The organism is Legionella massiliensis, assembly GCF_000756815.1.
GTDB classification, from domain to species: Bacteria; Pseudomonadota; Gammaproteobacteria; order Legionellales; family Legionellaceae; genus Tatlockia; species Tatlockia massiliensis.
Genome location: NZ_CCVW01000005.1, coordinates 64,247 through 88,016, shown reverse-complemented (window position 1 = coordinate 88,016; position 23,770 = coordinate 64,247). Strand labels below are relative to the sequence as shown.

The window sequence follows — 23,770 nt, the reverse complement described above, 5'->3', positions numbered from 1 at the left end:
GTTTTAACATGAGGCAATTTCCAACCGGGAATTAATCGTTCAATTACAAAGCATATTACAAATATAACGAATAAAATTTTTAACATGACAAACTCCATTATTCATAAAGTTATTGCATAATAATGGCGAAATAAAAGGTGGTTATATAATCATTGTTTATCTAAGCTCGCCTTGTTTTTATGCGAAAAATTTGTTTTTTGTTCTATACATTCATTTCGATTTCTTCTTAAAATTGAAATGAATTTGTTTATAACTCAATCTCCATTTCTTTTATCCTTTGCAGAGATCTGTCTATTTCATTTTTAAATAAAGTCTCATTTTTTATAGGAAGATCTGATTTCACTGGCTCTCTCAGAGCAGGTGATTTGTCAGCAGTAATGGTGCTGTTTATGTCCAATAAACTGGTCTTGTTAACAGTGATAATTTTAGAGAGTTGCACCTTAATTGATTCTTTCCCTTTATGGATTAACACATCATTCCAATCTGTTTTAGTCAACGTTTTTATAGGCTCAGGGAATACGATTTTCACATCCATTCCATCGCGTTTTAATGCCTCATGAGCTTCTTGGGCAATGAGGGATGTTTTTGATTGATCGCCATCATGATCGCCGGCAATAATCACCTCTTTACCCTGTGCTTGTTGAATCAATGGAGCCATATTTTTGATATTTGAGATGCCGAGTGACGCAATGACTGTTGCAGTAGGAAAGGCCTCGGCAATTGAGGCGGCAGTCTCTGGCCCTTCACAAAGGTATACAGTCGCGCCTTTCATCCCTTTTTGTAGAATGGCAGCGCTGCCTTCAATGACTCCTTTAGACAGTTTTGGGTTATCCATAAATCGGTTTTTACCGCCTGTCTGCGCATCTAGATAAATCCGTTGCACCCCTGTCAATTGATGATTGGCATCCTGTGCAGGAACGATAAGAGCAGGTATTTGATTGGTTTTCTCAACTAGAATCCCCTCCTCATCGCAATTAATCCATTTGGCACCCTTTGGCCAAAACCGCACATTGAGCTGGGTACATTGTTCAATGCCTCGATGCGTTTTAAGATAGGTTTCTGCCAATGTCCCTTGAATGGGCAAGCTTCCCTCCCAAATACTTTTTGCAGAGGCTTGTTTATTTTCAATCAGTTGTTGTTCATCTTTTTGTATGAGTGCATTGAATCTGGGCGTAATAAACGTAATGGTGCTTTTGTTTGGGGCAATTCCTGCTAAATCTGCGGCAACTTGAAGCGCGTCTTTAAAGTTCATTCCCCTTGACGACATAATGGCATCAATGGGTGTTCCCCCCTGCCCTTCGCCAAAATCATACCAAAGCCCTTGTTTTCTGCCTTTTAGTGCCACTAGCAATCCTCCGCTATAACGCATTTCTTTTGCGCTTAACGAATTAGGTTCCCCAAAAATGGCAGTGTAGGACGTTATTGGATTAACCATTAAAGCTTCATTAATAGTCTGTGCATCAAGAAAAGGCGTCTCGCTTTTAATTTTTCTAAGGGTTGGATTCTTGAGTTGTTGTGTTGGTGGTCTAGTCGGCTCTTCTAGCTGATAGCGCTCTTTATAGGTCGCATCGAATTGCTTCACCTGTTTCAGTAGGGATTCATGCCCTTTGAGCGCTTCCTTAAATGAAGAATTACCTTGAATACGGTTTAGCTCCTCGGTGAGCTGTGTCCAATTCGTCTTCCAGGCTTTAATGTGGGCTGCATTGTTTTGATTCTCAAGAGTAGCGTATTGTTGAATCAGTTTTGAAGCCAACAGGTTGATTGCTTGAATTTGCTGGCGCTTTGTTTCATGGTTTTTTGCCTGTTGATTGATTTTATCCCTATCGATGCGTTCTAAATTTAAATGAGTGTCAAGCCAAGGCGAATCACGTAACGAATAAGCAAGCGCATCTCGAATCCCTGATTGTTGGCTTGCACTTTGAGTTAATTGGGCATTGGCTTTGCGCTCTAGCGGCGAGAGTGCGTAATGGGCTTTCCAATGCCTTTTAGCCTCATGATTTGCCTTTTTATAATGAAGTACTTTTTTATAATCGTCCTTTTCACCGTCTTTAAGTTCCTCAAGGCGTTCTGCTCGCTCTACCACACGCAAATACTTCGCTAAGAGTCGTTTGTCCATATTCGCTTCAACTAGATAGGGGTAATGCCCCTGAACGTTCTCTTTAATAAGGCGTGCACACTGTAGGCGCTTTTTAAAATGACTGGTTGAAGATTGAAATTGGTAGACTGTTTCCCGATAGTGGTGTTGCGTACTGTGCTTTTTTAATCTATCGAGATCCAGTTTAAAATAAGATGCCACATCCATGAGAGCAGGTGCTTTGATAAGCTCTGCGGACACTTTATTTTTAAGTATTAGCAATTGCTGGGTTTGCGGAGCAATTTTTTGTCCGTCTGTTTTTCCTGCTACGTTTAAAGCAGTTTGCCAGGACGTTCTTAGTTCCAGCTGTAGGGTTTTAAGCGCTTTAATTTGATCAAAAGCCTTTTTGCCTTCACTACTTAAACCCTGTCGAAAGAGTCTATCGCTTTGAGTGCGCGCATCGGTATGAATCGCTTTCCATAACGTATCGGCAGTTTGGCCTTCGGTTTTTGCCCAATCCATAATGAATCGATGGGCCAGTTTGGAGTCTCGTTTGATTTGCTGGGCGAGAAACGGTTTTTGCTCCGCATCACTTTTGATGTAATCCAGAACCTTTTGGCGCATTTGAAACTGGCTTGCACGCTTGCATAAGCGCTCCAGTCGGGTATAGGCTTTCTGGTTTTCTGTCTCAATATGATGTTGTGGCAGACCTAAGCGGTTCGCTTCCCCGATGGAAAAATGAGTGAGCCACTCTTTATGGCTTTTAAGATCGGCAGCGATTGTAAACGCCAATTGATTTAAGGCATTGTAGTCTTTTTGTAGGGCTTTTTGATTCATTCCCTTATCATTTTTAACATCTCTTAGTTGAACTAAACGTTGTGTCTCTTTAACGACCCGTTCAGCGAGGCACACATACTGTTTGACGTGATTAAAATGCTTTTTCTCAGCGTCTGTTAAGCTTGTAGATAGTTTTGCTGTTTGAAGCGCTAGTGCATCCCGGCGATAACTTTTGTATCCATGTGATAATCGCGCTTGTGCCAACCGATAGCAGACCTTATCAGTGACTATCTTATAAGCCAGAATGGGCGCTGCCAGTTGGTTAGTGCCTAGATGCGCCTCATTGTATGACGCAATATTCTGCTCCATCTGCATCCACTGCGCTTCACGGACTTGTTTTTTCGCGATAACCTGCTGCAAAGCGAGTTCGGTTGGGTTGTGTTGCATTGCATGGCGTTTGAGTGTCGTACTATCAATTGCCTCAATGGATGAGCCCTTTTCTGAATCACGGGTGGTAATTGCCTTAACTAAATGATTTTTATCATCGGTCACTACAATCATTTCTTCTACTGCGCGAGTGACTTCGACGTAAAAGTTTTCTATGGTTGCTGCAAATCGGTTTAAACTCTCGATTAAACCAATGCCTCGTTTGCTGTCTTTACCCTGCGCCCCATAGGTTGTTAAGACATAACCGTGATCTAAATGTTTTAATACCGAGTCCCTGTGTTTTAAGACAAGTTCCTGATTGTTTTTATTAATGATAAGTACTTCATCGTTGGAAATGGCTTTGACGGTTGCAATATCCGAGTTGTGGATTGCTTTGGATTGGTCATTACGTTTCCATTGAATAGTATCGCCGACTTGAATCTCAATTCTGCCCTCGCGATACACCTCGATAGGCCGCTCTAAGTCTTTCTCAGAGGGATTGAATTTAGGTAGAGCGCTTAAAGGTAAGGTGATGCTTCGGCCATTATCACGTGACAGACTTAAGGTATTTGCTTTTTTATTTTTGGAGCTAATGTCCTGGACAGTTAAATAATCTCCTGTTTTGATGTTGTACCTTGGAATCGACATATTAAATCGCAACACTTCACCTGGCGCGTAATAAATACTGTTTCGAAGTTCTATACTGGTTATGGGACGTGAGATTAAAATACTTTGATAATGCGTATTGCCAGTTAAAACCCCTTCTTCTTTTAAGCGCTGCCGAATAATTTCCGTAATGTCTTTTCTGTTTTTATGCGTTGGCGCAAAGCAAAGCGTTTCCTTACGCTCAAGGGGTGAGAGGTTTAGCCAGGTGTTGGCTAGGTCTTCAATGCGTTCTTGGTAGGATTCGTATTCTTTAACCACCGTTAGTTTTTCAACGGCGTCATAGATTTCACCACGACTGGCATGAATGGCTGATTCCTTAAGTAATCCTTCTTCTTGGCGGAGATTATCCGTCATTTCAACGGTATTGATGCCATAATCTTGAATCAGACTAAACCAACGGCCAGAGGATGGACTGGGTAGCTGCGCCCTATCGCCAATAATTTTTAACTGGCTTTTTGCCTCATCAATAAGTTGCATGATTTTATGCCCTTGAGGGTTAGACAACATCGAGGCCTCATCCACCACAAACACCGTACGGGTTAAATCATCCCCATTCTTTTTTAAACGTATAAGCTCACGGGCAAACGTAGACGCATTAAGTCCCCCTTTTAATTGCAGCTCGCAGGCCGCAGAGCTTCCTGCGGTAATTCCTCGTAGCTGATAGCCTTTTGATTCTGCCAATTCTCGGGTTAATTTAAGCATGGTGGTTTTTCCGGTTCCCGCATACCCCTGAATGGCCATGAATCGGTCATTGGAGGTTAAAAATCCATGCATGGCCTTTTTTTGTGACGGTGATAAGGACAAATGAAGTTCAGCTTCTTTGTTTGTGATAAAGGAGGTCACCTGAAAGGCTGATGCAATCGGGTGAATGGCGCTTTTTCCTTGTTCCATCCGAGAAAGGGTGTCGCTTTCGAGCTGCAATTGCCAGGGTGTGGTGAGTAGCGGCTTTTGCGTGACAGGATGCCTAGCACAATAGAGGGTTTGTTCGCGAATGTGGTAGTCAATCGCTTGATTGATATAACGCTCATCAACCACCCAATCGGAGGCAATGAGGTGTTTTAACGCATGCTCTTTAATCTTTTGGGGTGAAAATACCGCATGTAGTTGGCTGACCGATTCAATAGCCAGGGTGACTGCTTCCTTGCCCTTAATCGTTTGAAATTTTTCTTTATCAAAAAACTGATGCACAACCGTTTCTTTGATACGTGCAAAAAGGGGTTTAGGTTCCTTTGTTTGTGCCACAAATTGCAAGGCATCAAAACCCAACGATTTACAAGCGGTTAAAATATCGGCTTTCCATGCAGCAAAATCAACAATTTCTTTATCCATTTTCGTTCGTTGAGTCGCTTTGCTCGCAGCTCGCGCGCCGTGAAGTCCATGTTCTTCCATGTAGAGCTCAATGTCTTCTCGGCGTTTGGAAAAATGGGTCAGTAGGTCTTTGGGAACACCTTTTATTTCCCAAAGACCCTCCCCTGTTGTTTCCAGGGTATAACCGAGTTCCTTGGTTAAATTAGCCAGTTTGTTTCTGAATTTCAAACCGCCATAAATGTGGTTTTTCATGATTTGTTCGACAACGCCCCGCTCAGCACTCATATCGGAGGCAAGAGAGCGCCACTTCCCGTCTTTGCATTGCGTCATATTCATGACCACCAAATGGACATGGGATTGAGGGTCGTTCGCTCGTGAATTAGGTTGGCGAAAGGAGGCTACCACAAAGTTTTTTGTAGCCACGTACTCAATTTCACCATTGACCATGAGTCTGGCTTCTGCAAACTCCTGTTCCATTTCAGCAACAAACCATTCCACAGCCTTATCTAAAACCTCGGCCAATCGGGAGTCGGCACCACTTTCTAAAAGGATTGAAAACGATTTGGGTGCTGAGACTGTCATATCAAACCCTGGTCGGTGATGAATGCCGTCTTTATCGATTCGACCTAATTGGCTGCCATCGGGAAGTCTACCTTCAAGCAGTGCCAACATCTGCTCTTTTTCCACCAATTGATTATGAAGCGATAAGGCTTTGGCACCTTCGCCTAGCCAGCGAATACTCTTGGAATCATTGGCGTAATAGTTCACCACGTTGAGATAATAATTGGCAGAACCTGACGCACTTTTAAGGGGTTGAATACTAAGCATGAAGATCCTTAGGCGTTGTTATAAAAGTTGAGCTTCTTCTTGCACAAGGACTTCCGCTTTTTTCTTGCACTTTCTTTGATTGGAGTTGGGTTTAGAGGCTTTAGATGTTGTGGTCACAATCTCACTGCCTAGGCTTGAGTCGTCTTCTATTGAGTCAAGCGCTTCATCATGAGGTACCTTATGCTCAATAATCGGCATGTCTCGTGCGACAAATCCTTTAAACTGCATAGGGCGTTTTTGATGAATGAGTTCAAGTTGTGTGACTGGATAGTGTCCTGGCAGGCGAACAAAACAGCTTAAGTCCTTTAATTCCAGAACCTGCGGATAGGAGATAATGGGACGTGTCACACGCTGAGAACCTAAAGAAATCCCGTCACGAATAGAATTAGCACCATAGGAATAATTCTCACGCGATTCTTCAATTTCTTCTTCCCCAAGCTCTGAGGCAACAAGACGTGCCATATCAGCACTTGGACTTCTAAAGAAAAAGCGAGTATTGAGTAAATCAAAGAGTTCCTTAGCCCCTCCTGCTTGACCATAGACTTTAGTGAGCTGGGCGAAACTCTGCATGCCCAATAAAAAGCAGCCGCCAAATTTTCTGACCTCGGCAATGGTTTCCCCCAAAAGAGGTAATTTGTGAAGGCTTGGCAACTCATCACAAATAAACCAAATACGGCGCTCTGGATTCGGTGTAAGACTTAACAGCGTTAAGGAGGCCATAGCCAACCACATCGAGATAAGCGGTTTTAAGGTGGTATGTTGCTCACCGTTGGAGGAGATAAAAAGCCAGCCCTTGTGTTGTTCATTCATAATGAACTCGCGTATAGAAAACGACGGCGACCCCTCGGAATGAAGCCCTGATAAGGTCATGAGGGATTTAAGATAGGTGGTGATGACCGAGCGAATAGAGATGGCTGTTTTTTCTATCTTGCTAGATACAAGGGTTGCCGCAGGCGTCCCCCGAAGGTAGTGCTCAAGTTGTGAAAATTCACAACTTAAAAGCAATAACAGTAATTTTTCTATCGAGCGTTCAGGGTCATTACGCATAACGCTTGCACAACTGGAAAACACCGTGCGCGCGGCATTCACCCAAAAAGGCTCAGAGTCGCCGTGCATGGGAATAAGGCTTTCTGCCATATTTTCAAAATCGGAATCACGAGGTGCCTCTGCCCACAGATCCCAATTAGGGCATCTCGCATCAAAGGGATTTAAAATGGCATCCCTATTGGCATCAAAATAGTGCGGGATGAATGCAGCCCCCTTATCATAAATAATGACCCTATCCCCTCGTTGACGCAGCGCATCAAGAATTTTCATAATGAGTTGGCTTTTCCCTGTACCCACTGTGCCATGCACTAACAGATGCTGAACCTCACTCCCTGCAAGAAGCGGAAACCCATCAATTCGAATATCCGAAGAGGCTTGTTCCTCAATGATTTGCTGTTTCACCTTGTCCATGGTTTCTAGGCGGCTACCCCTTATAAACTGGTTAGCACGCTGCGCCTTGCCTCGTTTAATGAAGTAGGCGGCAAGCGCAAGTCCTAAGAAAAGAGCGAGAGCAAACCCAGCCAAGGCTGACTTACCCAGCAACTCGACCATGTGATTAGCATTCGATTTAAAATAGGAGTAATGAAGCAGTGACTCCACCGTCTGGCGGTAGTTTTGCCCATGAAAGGGCAAGGTAAACGACTGTTTTTGCCCCACGAGATGTAAAAAGCAGGCATAGTAATAGGCGATTGCTTGTTGTATTTGTTCATAGGAAGTCACCCACCAGGTAATGATTCCGGTGAAGACAAGCCAAAGGAAAAGACAGAGAAAGGTTAAGGTTTTGGTGATTTGATCCCACATCCGAAGATTATGAAAACTAATTTGACCACCACGGGTATAGTGTTTGAAATTGGGCTCATTGCGCATTAGTTCTCCTTCAAGGTTATTTAGGCAAAGCAGTGGCTGGCCATGCCCGGTTGATGGCTAAAAATGTGACGTTATGGTCTTTTAGTGGTTAGATTAGAGAGTGGATTTTTCGTTTTTGCTCAATAGCCCCCCGATGCCCGTAAGTAAGAGACTCAATCCTACGCGATTGAACTCCATGCCCATCACAAAATAAGTGACCACGGCACTTAACACTAAGGCGATAATCTCAAATAAAAACATCGCATCAGGTTCTGCATAACTGGCAAAGAGGATTGAAAAAAGAATAAAGGCACCAAAAAACAACCAGGCGAAGTTGTGTAGTTTGCTAATCAGCAAATCGCCCGTTTTGAGTTTGTCTTTCAAGTGATAGTGAATTAAATAATAGCTATTAAGCGTTGGGGTTAAGAGTAAGGTTGCAATCAGCGTTATACCTGTTGCTAAGAATAAAGCCTTTTGAATGTGCTCTCCATAAGAAGGTTGTGTTTTGCTAGTTCCCCAATACACCTCGTTCATTAACGCATGGGGCTCGGTATAGGTTAAATAGACATACAATAGGGATAAAAACAAAACCAGGCCTAGTTTCCAAAAGGCATTGAACGCTAATTTTAATAAGCCGGTGTAATAGGTTTTTGCAGGAATGATGTCTATATCCAGATGTTTGAGTCGCTTTAAATCCTCAGTAATTGCCTGTTTTAATTCGTTCGTATTCATCACTATTTATCCTTATGGAACCAGTTGGTGAATTTCCAATCCTCAGGCAAAACTAAGTTTTTTTGTGCATCAGTTTTACCCTCGGCCATTCGATGATTCATGTCAGTAGACTGCGCATCGTGTTGGTATTGAATGTCGTCTTTGCCTTGTGCGCTTTGTGTCTGTGTGTTTTGGATAGTACCTTCAACCTTGTATTGAAGTTGGGTGGCCTTATTAGAATCAAAGCCCACCTCCAATTGCTTAGCCTCCTGACTCAAGTGCTCACTGTTTTGATGGAACTGACTTGCCAATTGCGGCTCCTTATTCATCAGATAGTCATGTTCTTTTTGATAGAACGTTTCAACCTGCGCTGATTTACCCTGATTACCAAACTGAGCAATTAACTCATCGCGTTTATGGGCAATAAACTCCTGACCTAAGGCCTGTAACTTATTCAACGATTGCATGTCCCCTGGGTGGCTGTACAACTCATCACGCGCTGATTCGCCAAGGGCATTAGCAACATAAGATGGGAAGGCTTGATCCAAATTTTTAGAAATTTGCGCCGAATGGGATTCCACATAGCTTTTTGCATGACTGATACGTTCTGCGTGATTTAAACTGGAATCCACATTATGGCTTGCCGTTGCAGCCTCTCGTAAGTCAGCACCTAATTGATTGCTTAAGCTCGCTGCCTTGGAATGGCTATCATCAAAATGATGGTTCTTCGCAAAATGATTCACGTAATTAAGCGCTTCATTGAAGTCTTTTGACTCTCTTGCCGAAAGCGAACTATCAACGCCCGTGTGATATCGGTCACTACTGGTTGAAGAGCGCTCAAATTTAGCATGTGCATCAACACCACCATGAAAACCAGTACCCCACTGTGCCAATTTACCCCAAATGCTTCCCTGACTTTTCACGCCAGCCGTACCGCCCCATCCACCACTGGTTAAATGTGCCAGTGCATCCTCCTTGCTCATCCCTGTTTTGGCGGCCACGTCCTCTGCAATATGGCTAATAGTGGATAGTGCTTTAGAATATTGCCCTGTCTCAGACTCCGACACACCCTCGCCTAAGCGCATGTCATGTCCTGTTAACTGTGATAATTGCAACGCCCGATGGGCAAAATTAGATAGTGAACGTTGATAGTGGGCTGATTCGTTTTTAGCGGCCTGGGTAGAATGCTCATAAGCCTGGTTCATCGAGGCGCTTAATCCTTCCTGGGCGTTAATCGATATAGCGCCTCTGGTCATCCCAGGACTGACATCAAAAACGCTATCGCCACTGCCTGTAAGGGTTTTTAATACCCCGGAACTCAATTGCTCGGTATGCATGCCATGCAAATGCGTCCAATTGGAGTCGTGTTTGTTGGCAGAAAAATTATTGGCCGTGGTGTTGTAAAAACTGGTTTGACCCAAACCAAAGGAACCACTCGCCGCTTCTCCTGCCGCAGACATGCTGGAGCCTTGCATATGGCTCATCATGCTGGTTGCCAAATTACTAAAAGCCCCTCCTAAATTAGACACTAGGCCATGCGATAGAAAAGGAATGAGCATCATCAAATAGCCCGATGCCCCTGAAATATCGGCATGCAGTTCATCAATCTTATCTAGATTGATCATCGTAAACTGACCGTATTCACTTGATGATGAAGCCCCGTAAATAGTCATACCTGCATTAAGAATTGCAAAGAGCACCGGCCAAAATTGCAGCGACATAAAAAACTGCATATAACCATAAAGAATGCGTATTCCGCCAGGTAAGGTGGTTAATGCAATAATCAAAGGAAACACACCAAACAATAAAAGAGTCACGCAGGTATGCGTAATCGGCAAAATCCACAGCGCTTTTTGCCCTAGCACTTCCCAGCTCCAGCGGTGTTGTACCTGGGATTTGGTAAATTGTTGGTTCACAATGCCTGCGGTTGCATCGGTAAACGCCTGATAATGCGCCACACCATCGCCCATGGCATTAATCATCATGCTTTGCAGAAAGATATTGCTGGAAGAGTCTGTTAGACCCTGATAATAATCAAAGGCTGATTTGAGATGAGTACTGAATAACGCTTCGTACTTGGTATTCTTAGGCTTTCCGAACAAATTCACTCCAAAAAATTTGTAAGCCTTATTGATTTCAGCGTCCAGCTTTTTGCGCAAACTGTATTGCCCATCTGGTTTTGAAGCATCTTGGCAAGTCACTAATTGGCCGCTCACAGAAATCATGCGAAGCGGTGAGGCTTTCGCAGTAATAAGGTTCCAAATGTCCGTGGAATGCGCTAACTCACTAACACTGTACTTTCGATTGAGGCGAATATCTCCGACCACACAGACACGGAAATATTCATTCATTTCTTCCTTGAGTTCAGGGTCTTTAATACGAAAGGACGTTGACGCAGAAATCAGGCGCGAACCAAAAAGAGCTCCTGATTTGGTGTATTGCAAATCATTGGGCAGAGTAAGTAGGGCATCGTAGGATTGCGCTAAACCATAACCGATAGTCGTTACAAGGCTTGCGCTCAAGGCAAACACCACCGGTACATTATCCACGAGTTTCGGTGTTTCAGCGGAAATATCGTCAATCAGTACGGCGGTTTTAGGTAGTAACACTAAATTCACAAACAATACATAACCTAAAAACCATCGAGCAAAAGCCATCGGATCATGGGTTTTAATAAACCCGATGATGGCCATGACGATTCCAATCAACGATGTAATTCGCAAAAGACCTAAAAAGCTGTCCTGTTTCATAAAGGTAGTGATTGCATTTAAAACATGCTGGAATAATTCGCCACCCGCCAAAACATGAATCGTTATCATAGGTTGCTCTCCTAACCTGCCGTACTGTTCATTTGAGAGGCCACCTGCTTTTCAATCTGCGCCATGCGCTCAATCAGCGTGAGCTTTTCTGTAAGCTTACGGCCTACCTTGGGATCAATAGCGGCCACACGAGTTGTTGCCTCATTAATCCGTTTTTGAATTTCCTTGATCAAATCGGTATTTAATTCAGAGCCCGCAGTGGCAAGGCCTACTTCAGTCATTAATTCAGTGAGGTAATTAGTTAACAAGTCTTGGGCTATCAACATTGAATATTCTTCAATGTCTACCGCACTACTTCCGTAGTGCATACTGTTTAATACCGACAAAAACTTCATCACCGGCAAAGACGTCATGCTTAAAAAATTAAGCTCACGATTACCTGGCTTTTCGTCATTAACTAGCTTGGTATTGATAGTGCGAATAATATCCCGCACCTTGTACGTGAGTGTTGATTCTTGTGGAATGTTGATATCCTGCAAGCTTACCTGCATGCACTGGCTGTTGCTACCAGCGTCCTTGCAACGCCATATTTTTGCTGACCGAATACCGTTTCCTGTTCCAATTAATGCATTTACTAAATCAGCATTTCCTGCAAGCGAAGGGACATTGGTCACCTTGCCTTCTTTATCAATAATCAAGGTTCCTGTTAAACTCATGACCATTTCAGCGAGCTCACTATCACTATTTAAAAACGATTTAGCCTGCAACAAAGACCAGACAAGATTCTTATTTAAAACCACCTGCTTTTTACGCTCGGGATCTTGTGATGCTTTATTCATCACCTGATCAAAGCCAGAGCCCGAGCAGGCCATACGTGCCTTCACGTAATCGCTGAATAATCCCTCCTTACCCATGGCCGCCTGGTCTTTACAAATTTTTTGCTGACTCTCTGCGGTTTTTGGCCAGATGCCGCCAATCATGTTTTGCGAAAGCTGACAGGTGTTAATGCTGCCCTGATTAGCCATTTGTTCCAATTGCTGTAAGTAATCCCTGACCTGTTTAAGTTCAGGTATTGTAGAGGCCAGCATCACATCCACCGCATAAGCCCCCGCATTAGTCATCACTGATTTGCCCAAATCCACTAATTTTTGTTCGCTTATAAAACTCATGCTGCCGGTGAATAGATCAATGCCGCCGCATCCAGCACGGTAGCTGGGTAAATCCAATTGCACCAACTGATACTGGCGTACCTGATTACGGCTATAAAGCGACCCACCACCAAAAAAACCTGCGGCCTGGGATTCAAACGCCGCCGGTGATGTCACATTAGAGGCATAGCCCATCCCATTAAAAAAATTATCCAGGTCGCTACTGACATTGGCCTGAGTAGGAAGGATAAATCCAAGCAAACTAAGCGCGAGAGCTAATTGCTTCATGACAAGCTTCCTCGGCGCTCATAGGCTTTAATTTTTACAATGAGCATTGTCATACGCCCATTGAGCTCAGCATCAGTCATTGAACCAAAACCCACGGGGTACAATGCTTTCGATTCAGGGTTTAGAATAAAAGTGGCTGGATAATTAATGGCATTGCCTCCAAAGGCAGCGTTAATCCATTCGGTGGTCGCCGGTAAGAATTGGGGAAATTCAGGTAGGGGTTGATTATCCAAGGATAACGGCAACAGTTGTGCGTTGTTGCGAGTCGCCCACGCTTTGACTATCGGTGCAAACTGCTTGCAATGGGGGCATTGACTGCCATAAAACACAATCAACTCATGGGTGCTAAAAAATCCCTCATCTTTCTTATTGCTACCCAGCACTACCTGATGTGCAGAAGACTGTTCATTTTCCGCAATCATGTGGGTAAGCCATTGTGACCCTTCGGCCTTCGCACCAGAGACAATAAAGGCTAGACTTAAGCTCAAAACTACAGACGCACGCATTACTCATCTCCTTTAAATTGGGTTGCTACTTGTTTGATACGCATCATCAAGACATCTTGGGTGGTTAAGCCAAAGGCCACGGGCGATACACGCTTATTCGTAGGATTCACCAAGAGTATTGCCGGAAAATAGCGCACACCTAACCGGTTAGCCTGTCCTTTGTCCAATCGGGAATTCAGCAGTTCAGGACTGATGACGCCATCAACACTAATCGGGATTAGGGGAAGGCCAAAGCGCTTGCTAAAATCAACAACAATAGGGATTTGTTTCAAGTCATAAGGGCTTTTTCCGCGATAGAAAAATAGCAGGCCATGTGATTGCGCTAAGTGGCTTATCACAGCTATGGTTTTAGACTCACGAACTTCATCGGTAATTTTGGCACCAAGATTGGAGGTTGGATGAGTCACTGCATAATCATAGTCAGGATGCGCTAGCATCGTTTGTTGAAACAGCGATTTAAACCGAGAGGATTCGTTAAGCCAGTAATCTTGCAGACCTAAAAAAATGCGCATGTCTTTTACGGTTTTGGTGTATCGTGCTTTATGCAGTGCTTCCATGGTGTAGTAGCGCAACACCGCATCACGTTCCGTGTAGCTTAGTTGGTTAAAAGCTAAACCTCGTTTGCTCTCTTTATTACGCGATGAGTGGTCTTTATCGAGTTTGTACCAAAGAAAACCAGAAGGCTTTGTGGTATGCATGGGGGACGCCATGAGCGCCCCTCCCATCAACAAAACAACAAGACAAGCTAAAAGCCTAGCCATTAGCCTCTCCTTGCAGGTACAGCGCCTCTGCCTTCTCCTGCGTGCTTTGGGTGATAGTATCGACCTTTGGCAAAACCAGGCGCTGGCTCAACTCAGCCATTAAAGCGGTTAAATCGAGTGTATCGAATTGAATTTGCTCTAACTCTTCAGGCGTAATCCCTCGGCAATTTGCGCGATTGTGGGTTCCTTTTGCCGAACCAAAATCCAGGTGAAGTTGACCAAAACGACCCTGAACCTGGATGATTGAAGCCAATTTTGACGAGAATACACACCAGGACTCTTTCTCCTCTGCACAGAGTCCGGCGGCTTTATGGGCACAATAGCGCCCTACTTTCTTTGCCCTCCCTTCTTCAATGGCCACTGCCAATTGCTTTTCTTCTGGCCGACAGTGAAGTAATCGCCCCTTATCCTTACAGCAGTTCCCCACGTGAAGGGCGGCTATGCGGCATTGCAGGTTTTGGCCACTAAAGAGCTTAGGCTCACCGGGTTGCACTTGTGATTCTGCAATCCCAGAGGCTGCTCCCGTGAGCGCCCCTAATCGGGTGAACCCCTCTTGAAAATCATCACTGGTCTCATTGTTGGTACTCACACAATCACCCGCCGCACAAAATGGTTTTTCAGGGCAAATCGTTTGCTCAGGCAAACAGGTTTGCTCCAGACATTGAAAAGTTTGCGCATAACGTTCGCAGCGATTAGTCTCTTGGGATAGGCACAACGAACCGGTTTGCGTGCAGCCCTTATTGATGAATGCACTGCAATTCGTCGATACCACTTGTGGGCAGTGATAGCGCGAAAAGCGTCCCCAGCACGCTCTTTTGATTGCTAACCCATCAATCATTTCGATGCCATTTGGATTTAGGCAATCGGTCGATTCCGACAACAAGCAATGTTGACTTGCCATCCTGTCTTGGAAGTGTGTGCAATCCTCACCTGCATCAACGTCTTTTGAAAATCGCTCAGTCAAGGTGATGGTTAGCGGATAGTAAAACGGCGAGAAGCCCCTTAATTCAACTGTAATGGTCAACTCCTGGCAATTGGGGGCTTTAATCAAACGAAGGGGAAATCCTAATTGGGTCACCACGACATCGACTGTTTCACAGATTGGTTTTAAAACCATTAAATTATCAGTAAAACAAAAGAACTCGTCTTGTCCGCAAGTTGCTAAATCAAAACTGACCTGTTGTTGATGTTTGGCGGCATTAATTACGCGAATACCTTGCTGCACATCTTGTACAATACTGACCTCTCGCCTAACTTGGCATTCATTAGCCTGATATTGGAGTGCCTCGTCGCAGCGCTCTGTGACCGAATTTATTGTGCATCCCCCTTTTTGGACATAGCAGCCGCCATCTAAAACCCTATCAGCCTCATCCAACAAAGTCTCCGCATAGCGATTCTCGATAGAGTTCGTGTTTGGTTGTATTTTGGGGCGAGTCTGTGCTTGCTGGTAGAGCTCTTTGGCCGTCGGATTGGTTGCCAATCCATTCAATCCGAGAATGCTTAACGAGTTATTGTTTGTCGTCGGTTTAAATGCCGATTCTTTTGGATTGGCTGTGTACTCACTGAATACATTGGAAGGATTAAACCCCTTTAAGGCGTTTAAAGCTGCATTGCGTGCATTCAAGGCATCGCTTTGAGTTTGCGCCATCGCAAGACTGATAAGCTGACAGCAAAGTAGGAAGAGAAGGCCTCTAGTCATTAGCGAGTCTCCTTGCAGCTTGTGGCGATAAAGTCACATCGCCGTGGCCTGCCATACGAGCTAAGCCTTCTTTGATGGTCAAATGCCCATAAATCACATCAAAGGCCTTACCATTATCGAGAACCAGGGCTGGCACTTGTTCAATGCCAAAGCGCTCAAATAAGGTGGGGTCAATTTGTAGATTGAGCATGGGTATCTTCTTGCTTAGCGCCATCACCTTGGCTGCTGTTTCCTTCATGGAGTCTTTGTATAACCCCCGCAAATAAACAGGAATTCGTCGCTCGCTGCTTTCTTTTAAGGTTTCCTCTAGCAGCAACTGGGGCATTGAAAAGCTAATAAACACAGAAACCTGTGTGGCATGCAAGGCCGTGATTGCCAAGCAACCAAGAATAAACAGCAGGCCTTTATTAACCATTTCCATCTCCCATCACAAAAAGGTGCAATTACGTTTGCGCCATACCAAAAAGCCATATTGGTCAGGCGTATGCGGCTTGATTTTCCCAGCTTCCCAGGCAAGGGTTGTAAAGCCAGATGGATAGCAATGCTTGCCATCGGCAACCTGATTGACCAGTTCATAGCGGTAACGGGACTTGGGCGTGACAAAATAGCGATGCTCCGTGCAAATCGCGCCCTCTTTGGGGCTTGAGTCCTGGATGTAGGGTGGCTCGCGATGCATCTTATAATTCATGCGCTCAGTCAAAAGCAGTGCCGTTTGCACAGGGGATAAGGCGGCATTGACATGGCCGGTCAATGGGTAGTGCGTGCCTTGGGCGCCTGCGCACCAAAAAAGTCTATCGATGGGTTTTTTGGTGAGGGTCGAGGCAAGGCTATCGGCACTACAGGCGCTTGCGGCCACTGGATTACCAAACAAAGCGGATTCAGGACTTAACACAAAACTCATTTCCGAATCGCGCCAAGTGGGGTCGAGCTCGGTTAAATAGGCAAGGTCAAAATCCCCTTTTTGCAGGCAACCTGCGGAGGTAATTAAATTTAACCAATTAATGAGTGGGTATTTATACCAATGCACATGAAAGAAGGCGCGCATTTGCCCAAGTCCTACAACATGCCGCCCTCCCCGCTTGGTCTTTGAGCCTAAGTTAAGTTTTGTGCCACCGAGATTAACCAAACAATAGGGGGTATCCGTTACATCGGTAAGCGCCATCGGCTCCCAAAAGCCAATGTTCAATCCCACACGAACGCCACCTATACTAGCAGGACACACCCCTATGGGGCTGGCAGCATTTTCGGTATCTGGAAGGGCGCCATGCACCACTTGGGTATGACCAATGGATAAAGGAAATAAACAGCGCCAACAGACATCGGTCAAGGGGTTCACAAAATGGCCTGTGCATTGGCGGGCGTTGGTGGTTGTCATGGTGAAGAGTAACAACAGCAGGACTAGAGCATTAAAGCGCATCGCTATTCTCCTTGATTGCCTGTTCATCAATGACTAAGTGATTTTGCTCACGTGTTACCTTTGCCGGCACGTGAGTAATATGAAGCTTGGATGTGATACGCCCTGCCTGGTCGAAATAAACGGTCGATTGCAAGCGCATTGATGTTGATTTGATAGCCCCGCCAGTCAGTATCAATTTAGGGTTTGCACAGCGCGTTATTTGTTTTTCAGCCCAATGAAGTTGCGCCTCATCATCGGCATTAAAGAATAACCAACAGGGTTGATAGGATGGCAAGGATTGAAGTGCATTGACCGTCGTACCTCGCGCGTACAGCACGTGGCCTTTATCGTCGCGGATATCCTGGCTTAAAGAGATTTCAGGCCGGTAATTATGAGTCGTTGACTGCTGGGTTCTTCGAAGTGGCAGGGGATCCGGCCTATTCGCATGAGCCGCGGCGGTTTGAATCCAGCGCTGATTCATTGCGTCTAGTTCGCCATTGTCTTTTAGTGTCGCCAACCGTTCTTCGATGAGCGTTAAAAAGTTCTTTTCAGCAATTGGAAACACCTCACCGACGACACCAAAAGATTTAGCGTGGATCTGGGCGATTGCGAACCAAAGAAGCATTGAGTAATACATTAGATTCACGATGGCTTCCTCATGGCAACGCTTAACTGAGTTCGCACCTCATCAGTGATATCAACACCGCCAGCAAGCACATCGGTTTTCCTTAAAATGACTAGATTCCCCTGCTTGGCCGCATCCCGCAGTACGTTGTTAAGCACAGTATTAAATCGTTTTGTGGACTGCTCCACCTGAGGTTCAGTCGCCTTTATTTCGGCCAGTTGACGAATAAATTGCCCCTGAACGGCCTCTTTATCAAAAAAGGCAATCGCTGTTGTTGTTTTCATCGAATACCACAACCCTGCCATCAGGAGCGATGTGATGCTTAGCGCACTATAAACAGGACTTAATCGCATAACAGGGCTCCATAATATTTGAGCGCGACCTGCTTAATCGCGTCGGTTAAGGAAACGCCTGACTGAATCAAGGCTTCAATCTCCCCAAACTCATCGCCTGATGTGGAGAATAAAACCCTGGAGAAGGGATCGGAAAAATAGCGATGAAAGGTCGTCACCCCACCACACTGGAGCATGAAATCAGAAAAGCCTTGTAATTTGGCCTCACCAAAGGACTCAATAACGCGTTGTTGTAAAGGGCTAAACAAAGTGGGATGTTCTGCGATATATTCTTTAAACGCCCCTTGCTTCATAATAAACTTAGTATCAGAGCAGGCGGCAATGGCTCGGCCTTGTGCCGTATTTTCCGTATCGGATAACTGTTGCGTCACCCCTGAAAATCCTGCCAGATACTTTCTGGCGGTACGCCACCCCTGCTCAATAAAATTTGCCATCAAGGGGTTGGAACTTTTCATCAAGGCACGCCAGATTTCATCAAAATTACATTGCTTTTTTAATCGCCTGTCAGCGTGATAGAACTGGCCTTGAATAATCACTATCATCACAAACATCACAATAATTAGTAATTGGGGGTTCGATTCAAAGCCACCTAACTCAAACACGGTGAACATCGATTTGTTAAACAAGGGTGTTTGGCCATTGCAAAGAGAGCCGTATAACCCGTCTTTGCCGTATTTACCTAACAGCACTAATAAGTCTTTGAGGCGCCGGTCATTTTTTCCTACCGGTGTGTGCAAAATCTCTTTTAATGCCTCCAGCACATCATCGATACAACAGCGATTTTTCTTGGCCCGCCATGCGGTTAATAAGGCATCCAGCAGCCAGTCTTTTTGAACTTCATCCAATCCTTGTTCAGGACTTGCCATAATAGCGAGTAAGTCCCTAATTTGAATGTAGTTGTTGACCTCTGTGCCTTCAATTTCCGTCGTGCCTTCAAAATCAAACAGGGTAAAGGGATTTAAGCTAATGGTCGTTGCATCAACATAGGTACCGCCAACCATCTGGCATAAATGTTTGTAGGATTCGCCTAAATCAATGACAAAAATTTGATGGCCGCGAGATAACCCGTCTAACAGTAAGGCTTGCTGCAAATAGGATTTGCCTGCCCCAGATGAGGCAACCGTCAATCGGTTGTAATTGGAAATCGATAAATTGCGGTCGTCAAAGGGATCGTAAAAGAACAATTGATGCCTGTAGGTGGGCATTAACAACCCTTCCTTACAGCCTTTAAAGTCAGCGACCAAGGGCAGCAGATTCGCCACGTTATAGTTACTCAGTCGTTTCGTCAGTCCCATTAACTCCAAACGCGAAAACAGCCCTTCGGTTAACACAAACGGCAAGGAGCCTAAAAAGCGAAGCCATTGCGTGCCATGGCTTTGGGTGAGCGTAAATCCGTGTTGGCGATAACTGCTGACAACCTTCGCGACGTGTTCACGCTCGTGTTCAGGATCGGTAAACAACATCAGGTTATAAAAGGTCGGTAATAAATCCATGTTATCTTGCGACACTTCCTGATGAACGAGATTCCATTGCGCCGCCTGCTCTGCTGTGCCTGGTGCTAAAAAATTTTGTACGGCATTGTTATTACTATTCGCATCTTTTGCGCGACGCTTCGTGAGTTTTTTTGTTTTCTCACGATTAACGCCGCGAATGGTAAATGAGATTAAAAAGGGGCATTGAATACCATGCTCAGGCTTTAGCAGATTGGCGAATAAATCCGGTGTTTGCCATAAACCAAAGCGATTATTCCCCTCTTTGGAGTCAGGCCATTTAGCAATTTGGCAATTAACAACTCGGACGGTTTGTTCCTCATGCGCTGAATTTTGGCTTGAGATATCAACGTTCTTATCATGAATCTCATACACGCTCGTAAGACTAGGAATGGCATCGCGAACCAATCCGTCTTCATCGTTGTCAATGAATGGCCATACCATGTCATCTAAAGACGGTGATACCAGTGTTCGCATTAAGGACTTAAACTCAAGGTGTTCCAGGCGATAAAAACCAAAGCCGGCTGCTTTTAACTCAGACTCCCAATCCTCTCGCAAACGCATTAAACCCTGTCGGTTAGCCGCATGGTGTCGTGTTGAGATAAAGAGATAGGCTGAGTAGTCGGCAAGTTGTGCCGGCACATTGCGACCATTTGTATAGCCTTTTTTAATGGCCTTAAGATGAAAATCAATGCTCATTCTAGCCAGTTCAGCAAAGATGCCTCCTCGTTTTAAAATGGGCGAAAAGCTCTCTGAAAGCCTCTGGGATACATAGCGATGCTTATAAAGCATCACCGTACAATCAACCCCTGCGGGCAGCTTGTTTTTATAAAGCTGTGCCAGTGAGTGCATCAGTGATTCATCAGCCCCACAAGAGGGTAGTACCGCTAGACCAAAGCCTATGGAGTTCTGATTGATGAACAACAAGGCCTCATCCATCGTTTCATAAGGCAGTAAACTGCGAAAAGACGGTAAATCCACCTGCAATGAGTCGCAGCCCTTTTGCTGGTCAACGAGTGATTGGGGCTCATGGCTTAGCGTTTCGCCCAGTTGATGGCTAAACCGATGTAGAATCTGTCTTGCTTTATCACGCCAAACAGTCACCTTTAAGCCCATGATTGCCCCTCCACCTGTTTGGCAACCCAAATGGACTGACCGGTGTTTTGCTTGATGAGTTGGCCTGTAAGGTTTTGGCGATTATTGTCTGCATTCATCGCCCCGCGTTGTTGGCGGGATGGTTTTGCATCATCAGCAAAACGAGTCATGGCATCGACTTGCTCAATGGTCAAGCAACTATCGGTGGCCTCTGCCTTGCAACTGACATTGGAATTTACTGTGCCACAGCCGGTTACAAGGCCTGAGAGAGTGAGTGTGAAAACAACAATGAGCTGTTTCATCGGAGTCCTCCTGTGGCTATGCGGCTTGAATCAATCTGTTCTAAGACTTCGGGGGGAACCGTAAAATTCATCTCAGCGGGTTGCTGCTCATTCGAGGATGCAATCAGTTCGTCTGTGTCGTTTTGATTGAGCGCCTTTAATCCATGGGCTACCCCTTCAATCTTCACGCCATTTAACGCATGCGCTTTGTGTTCCTCATCGGGTTCTAAGTAAAAGCCATCTTTAAAGACGATGGTGACTTCATTGCCAGCACCTACCGGGATGATGGGATGGTATTGCTCGGCGCGCTTGATGTAGTATTGCGATAATAAGTCAGCCGATTTAGTCCCCGCGCCATAGGCGGCAAAGGGTGCGATATGGCCTGATGAAACGACAGAGGTTGCTCCAAGTGGGCTGACACTTTGCGTGCTTTGAGCATATTGGGCAGCAGAGGCAATCCCCGCTAAAGCACCACTAAGGCCCGCCCATTTCATCACCTTGCCATCTTTCATGACCGGTTGCCCTTTAATGCCTACCTTTCCTTTGTAAAACACCCAGCCGGTCACTTCTTTATCAATAATCGCTTCCCCTGGATAGGCACAAGACAACTTATAAAGCGTTGCAAAAGCACGTTCACTGGAGATATCCCCATAGGAATTCGAACTGACGCGACAGCCATGCAGGCGTGCACGCTGACCATTAGGTAGTCTCGCGTCTTCAATGAATTTAAATAACATCACCCCATTGTTTTTCGATTGGCCATTGACCGAGGCATCCGCATCCGCCCCGCCTAAAATAACGGCCTTTACTGAGGTATTGGACGGGACGTAATGAGCGGGGTTGAGGTAACTAAGCGGTCTTATTTTCGTTAGGCGTCGTTTAGGGCGAAAAGAGACGGTGTGAATGGTTAAGGTTGTATCGGAGAGGCGTGTACCACCCAGACTTCTAGTATTCATGGCATAGGCGTTGGGGTTATGCCACAGCTGTGGGTTTTGAACGGTGTTTAGTCCAGCAGGCTTAGAGCTTTGAGGCGTTGCGTTGTCTTTTTCTTCCTTAGCGGATACCATCAATTCTTGGACTTGTGCTCTAAAGGCGTCTTTTTGCGCCTGCAATTGCTTTTGCTGGGCCTCTCCCATTGATTTAAGGTTAAGAGTCAATTGATTGATTTGCTTTTTTAATGATTCAAGCTCTAGTTGTTGAGCGGTTAAGGCATGCTCTGCCACGGCATCAGTAAACGATTCGTCCACAATTCCCGTTAAATCGACTGATTTTTTGGCTGCCAGGTTCTTTTTGGGGCGTCCCTCTGCCGCAAGTCCAACCATCACAGCAACGACCAAGAAAAGACCGACGCCTACTAAACCTAAGGTACGCACCTGACGCCCTAACACCTGCTTATTCCATTGCCAATTAGCCATGACCGACCCCCTGAACACGGTAGAGCATGGCTTTTTCACCTGGTGCAATCGTGGACTTTGAAAATTTAACCGCTAGTGTTTGGTCTTTTGCAAACCACTCCTGCTCTAAGTCCAACGGCTTTTTGCCGCCGTTGTACAACTCAATAATTTCACCTTTTAGCCTGCTATTGTCCCATGATTCGCGAGGTAGTAGCGTTAACCCCTTTGACCAACGTTGCACGTTGCCATATTGGCGTTTTACCTGCACTGAACCCAGTGGTTTTTGTTGCTCCATCGCGTTAAGCAGGGCAAGAATCGTTTCGGGGACTGATTCTTGTGCAGTTTTCCCAGGGGTTGTTTTTAGGGCATTCGCTCTGGATACAGCCACGTCATGCGTTGCGGGAATAAGCTCTATGGTCTTGCCCAAGGCCTCTTCACCTGACAGGGTCAGGGAAAAATGCCGACCTGCTTCTGTAGTTAAAAACAAAGTAAAGGGATTGCTAGCTGACAACAGGATATAGACGGAGCCATCCTGCTCGTCACGTTTTATCGCCATAGAATTTGGAGGAAACACTGCTTCCATGATTTTATCGTTTTTGACCACCAGGCGATTGTAGTTCCCCTGACTGAGCGCTAAGGCAGTATCGCTATTGTCTTTCACGGGAATGGCACTTAGAGCGGCCGATGATAATAATGCCAATGCGAGGCTTAATGATTTACGCATGGTCTTTCTCCAATAACTGCGAAAACTTCACGATGGACAAGCGGCTGTCGTTATAGTGGAACTGCAACACATAGGTTTTGCGCTCATCATTTAAGGCGTGTAGCCCTACGAAGCGTTTCAAGGTGCCAGAAACAACGACGGTCAGTTTGTGAGGGTTGGCCTTATTGGTATCCACATAAAAAATGGACGACATTTTTTTCGCTTTGATAATCTTGGCTTCATTGGTTAAGCGCCGTAGCAGTTGTGGGTAGCTTTGATGGCTCACATAGGCAAGCAAGCGTTGGTGGTTGGCTGTCACTGTTTCAGGTGTGACGTTTAGCCGTTCATTGACAAAATTTTCGGCCATCAGACTTAAATAATGGCCATCGACCTCCGATGCTGATTTCAAATAAGCCGGCGCGCCTGAAAAGGGCGTTACCTCGATGCTATGGTGATTCCATGCCTTAAACACAAAGCAAGCCAGCAAGATATTAGACAGCAGAAGGCCAAACACTAAAGCCACCATCAGATTAAAGCGTGCAGATAACTGGCTTAAGCGACTTTGATAGGGTTTAAAATCCATTTGCTC

At 45.2% G+C, this 23,770-nt stretch carries 17 protein-coding genes; all 17 read right to left on the bottom strand.

Annotated elements, in window-relative coordinates; all coding sequences use genetic code 11:
• Nucleotides 1–247 precede the first annotated feature (247 nt).
• The gene (traI, locus tag BN1094_RS19045) at nucleotides 248–6,079 is read right to left on the bottom strand and encodes a conjugative transfer relaxase/helicase TraI (protein ID WP_052403383.1); all 5,832 of its coding nucleotides are present in this window, start codon (nucleotides 6,077–6,079) and stop codon (nucleotides 248–250) included.
• Nucleotides 6,080–6,097: 18 nt separating this feature from the next.
• Nucleotides 6,098–7,993, bottom strand: coding sequence for a type IV conjugative transfer system coupling protein TraD (gene traD / locus BN1094_RS18150; protein ID WP_081935204.1), 1,896 nt, complete (start codon nucleotides 7,991–7,993; stop codon nucleotides 6,098–6,100).
• 93 nt (nucleotides 7,994–8,086) lie between these two features.
• On the bottom strand, nucleotides 8,087–8,704 hold the full coding sequence (locus tag BN1094_RS18145) for a hypothetical protein (RefSeq protein WP_044012684.1): 618 nt from the start codon (nucleotides 8,702–8,704) through the stop codon (nucleotides 8,087–8,089).
• 2 nt (nucleotides 8,705–8,706) lie between these two features.
• A complete protein-coding gene (gene traG / locus BN1094_RS18140) occupies nucleotides 8,707–11,502 on the bottom strand; it encodes a conjugal transfer mating-pair stabilization protein TraG (protein WP_044012683.1) in 2,796 nt (931 codons plus the stop codon).
• Between the two features lie 11 nt (nucleotides 11,503–11,513).
• Nucleotides 11,514–12,878 carry a conjugal transfer protein TraH gene (locus BN1094_RS18135; RefSeq protein ID WP_044012682.1) on the bottom strand — a complete coding sequence of 455 codons (1,365 nt, stop codon included), beginning with the start codon at nucleotides 12,876–12,878 and terminating at the stop codon, nucleotides 11,514–11,516.
• Complete coding sequence (trbB, locus tag BN1094_RS18130; protein ID WP_044012681.1) at nucleotides 12,875–13,384, bottom strand: type-F conjugative transfer system pilin assembly thiol-disulfide isomerase TrbB; 510 nt, start codon at nucleotides 13,382–13,384, stop codon at nucleotides 12,875–12,877. The genes BN1094_RS18135 and trbB overlap by 4 nt, the downstream gene beginning before the upstream one ends.
• On the bottom strand, nucleotides 13,384–14,145 hold the full coding sequence (traF, locus tag BN1094_RS18125; RefSeq protein WP_044012680.1) for a type-F conjugative transfer system pilin assembly protein TraF: 762 nt from the start codon (nucleotides 14,143–14,145) through the stop codon (nucleotides 13,384–13,386). The genes trbB and traF overlap by 1 nt, the downstream gene beginning before the upstream one ends.
• Complete coding sequence (gene traN, locus BN1094_RS18120; RefSeq protein ID WP_044012679.1) at nucleotides 14,138–15,844, bottom strand: conjugal transfer protein TraN; 1,707 nt, start codon at nucleotides 15,842–15,844, stop codon at nucleotides 14,138–14,140. Before traN ends, traF begins: the two co-directional genes overlap by 8 nt.
• A complete protein-coding gene (trbC, locus tag BN1094_RS18115) occupies nucleotides 15,837–16,259 on the bottom strand; it encodes a type-F conjugative transfer system pilin assembly protein TrbC (protein ID WP_044012678.1) in 423 nt (140 codons plus the stop codon). The genes traN and trbC overlap by 8 nt, the downstream gene beginning before the upstream one ends.
• Before the next feature lie 12 nt (nucleotides 16,260–16,271).
• The gene (gene traU / locus BN1094_RS18110) at nucleotides 16,272–17,219 is read right to left on the bottom strand and encodes a conjugal transfer pilus assembly protein TraU (protein WP_245614414.1); all 948 of its coding nucleotides are present in this window, start codon (nucleotides 17,217–17,219) and stop codon (nucleotides 16,272–16,274) included.
• 31 nt (nucleotides 17,220–17,250) lie between these two features.
• Complete coding sequence (gene traW, locus BN1094_RS18105; RefSeq protein WP_099909047.1) at nucleotides 17,251–17,877, bottom strand: type-F conjugative transfer system protein TraW; 627 nt, start codon at nucleotides 17,875–17,877, stop codon at nucleotides 17,251–17,253.
• A gap of 5 nt (nucleotides 17,878–17,882) precedes the next feature.
• Entirely contained in the window at nucleotides 17,883–18,218 is a 336-nt protein-coding gene (locus BN1094_RS18100; RefSeq protein ID WP_044012675.1) for a TrbI F-type domain-containing protein, read from the bottom strand.
• Nucleotides 18,209–20,824, bottom strand: a complete 2,616-nt coding sequence (gene traC, locus BN1094_RS18095) for a type IV secretion system protein TraC (protein ID WP_044012674.1) — start codon at nucleotides 20,822–20,824, stop codon at nucleotides 18,209–18,211. Before traC ends, BN1094_RS18100 begins: the two co-directional genes overlap by 10 nt.
• Nucleotides 20,815–21,105: a conjugal transfer protein gene (locus tag BN1094_RS18090; RefSeq protein ID WP_044012673.1), complete on the bottom strand. Its 291-nt coding sequence runs from the start codon at nucleotides 21,103–21,105 to the stop codon at nucleotides 20,815–20,817. The genes traC and BN1094_RS18090 overlap by 10 nt, the downstream gene beginning before the upstream one ends.
• Nucleotides 21,102–22,499: a TrbI/VirB10 family protein gene (locus BN1094_RS18085; RefSeq protein ID WP_044012672.1), complete on the bottom strand. Its 1,398-nt coding sequence runs from the start codon at nucleotides 22,497–22,499 to the stop codon at nucleotides 21,102–21,104. Before BN1094_RS18085 ends, BN1094_RS18090 begins: the two co-directional genes overlap by 4 nt.
• Nucleotides 22,492–23,202 (bottom strand): type-F conjugative transfer system secretin TraK, encoded by a 711-nt coding sequence (gene traK, locus BN1094_RS18080; RefSeq protein WP_044012671.1) that lies wholly within the window; start codon nucleotides 23,200–23,202, stop codon nucleotides 22,492–22,494. Before traK ends, BN1094_RS18085 begins: the two co-directional genes overlap by 8 nt.
• Complete coding sequence (gene traE, locus BN1094_RS18075) at nucleotides 23,195–23,764, bottom strand: type IV conjugative transfer system protein TraE (protein WP_044012670.1); 570 nt, start codon at nucleotides 23,762–23,764, stop codon at nucleotides 23,195–23,197. The genes traK and traE overlap by 8 nt, the downstream gene beginning before the upstream one ends.
• Nucleotides 23,765–23,770 lie beyond the last annotated feature (6 nt).

Bases quoted from the DNA above. Each gene is read 5' to 3' on its own strand.
- traE (WP_044012670.1), bottom strand. From the start codon at position 23,764: ATGGATTTTAAACCCTATCAAAGTCGCTTAAGCCAGTTATCTGCACGC.
- traC (WP_044012674.1), bottom strand. From the start codon at position 20,824: ATGGGCTTAAAGGTGACTGTTTGGCGTGATAAAGCAAGACAGATTCTA.
- traW (WP_099909047.1), bottom strand. From the start codon at position 17,877: ATGTATTACTCAATGCTTCTTTGGTTCGCAATCGCCCAGATCCACGCT.
- BN1094_RS18135 (WP_044012682.1), bottom strand. From the start codon at position 12,878: ATGAAGCAATTAGCTCTCGCGCTTAGTTTGCTTGGATTTATCCTTCCT.
- traF (WP_044012680.1), bottom strand. From the start codon at position 14,145: ATGGCTAGGCTTTTAGCTTGTCTTGTTGTTTTGTTGATGGGAGGGGCG.
- BN1094_RS18145 (WP_044012684.1), bottom strand. From the start codon at position 8,704: ATGAATACGAACGAATTAAAACAGGCAATTACTGAGGATTTAAAGCGA.
- traK (WP_044012671.1), bottom strand. From the start codon at position 23,202: ATGCGTAAATCATTAAGCCTCGCATTGGCATTATTATCATCGGCCGCT.
- traU (WP_245614414.1), bottom strand. From the start codon at position 17,219: ATGACAACCACCAACGCCCGCCAATGCACAGGCCATTTTGTGAACCCC.
- BN1094_RS18090 (WP_044012673.1), bottom strand. From the start codon at position 21,105: ATGAAACAGCTCATTGTTGTTTTCACACTCACTCTCTCAGGCCTTGTA.
- traI (WP_052403383.1), bottom strand. From the start codon at position 6,079: ATGCTTAGTATTCAACCCCTTAAAAGTGCGTCAGGTTCTGCCAATTAT.
- BN1094_RS18100 (WP_044012675.1), bottom strand. From the start codon at position 18,218: ATGCGATTAAGTCCTGTTTATAGTGCGCTAAGCATCACATCGCTCCTG.
- trbC (WP_044012678.1), bottom strand. From the start codon at position 16,259: ATGGTTAATAAAGGCCTGCTGTTTATTCTTGGTTGCTTGGCAATCACG.
- traG (WP_044012683.1), bottom strand. From the start codon at position 11,502: ATGATAACGATTCATGTTTTGGCGGGTGGCGAATTATTCCAGCATGTT.
- trbB (WP_044012681.1), bottom strand. From the start codon at position 13,384: ATGCGTGCGTCTGTAGTTTTGAGCTTAAGTCTAGCCTTTATTGTCTCT.
- traD (WP_081935204.1), bottom strand. From the start codon at position 7,993: ATGCGCAATGAGCCCAATTTCAAACACTATACCCGTGGTGGTCAAATT.
- traN (WP_044012679.1), bottom strand. From the start codon at position 15,844: ATGACTAGAGGCCTTCTCTTCCTACTTTGCTGTCAGCTTATCAGTCTT.
- BN1094_RS18085 (WP_044012672.1), bottom strand. From the start codon at position 22,499: ATGGCTAATTGGCAATGGAATAAGCAGGTGTTAGGGCGTCAGGTGCGT.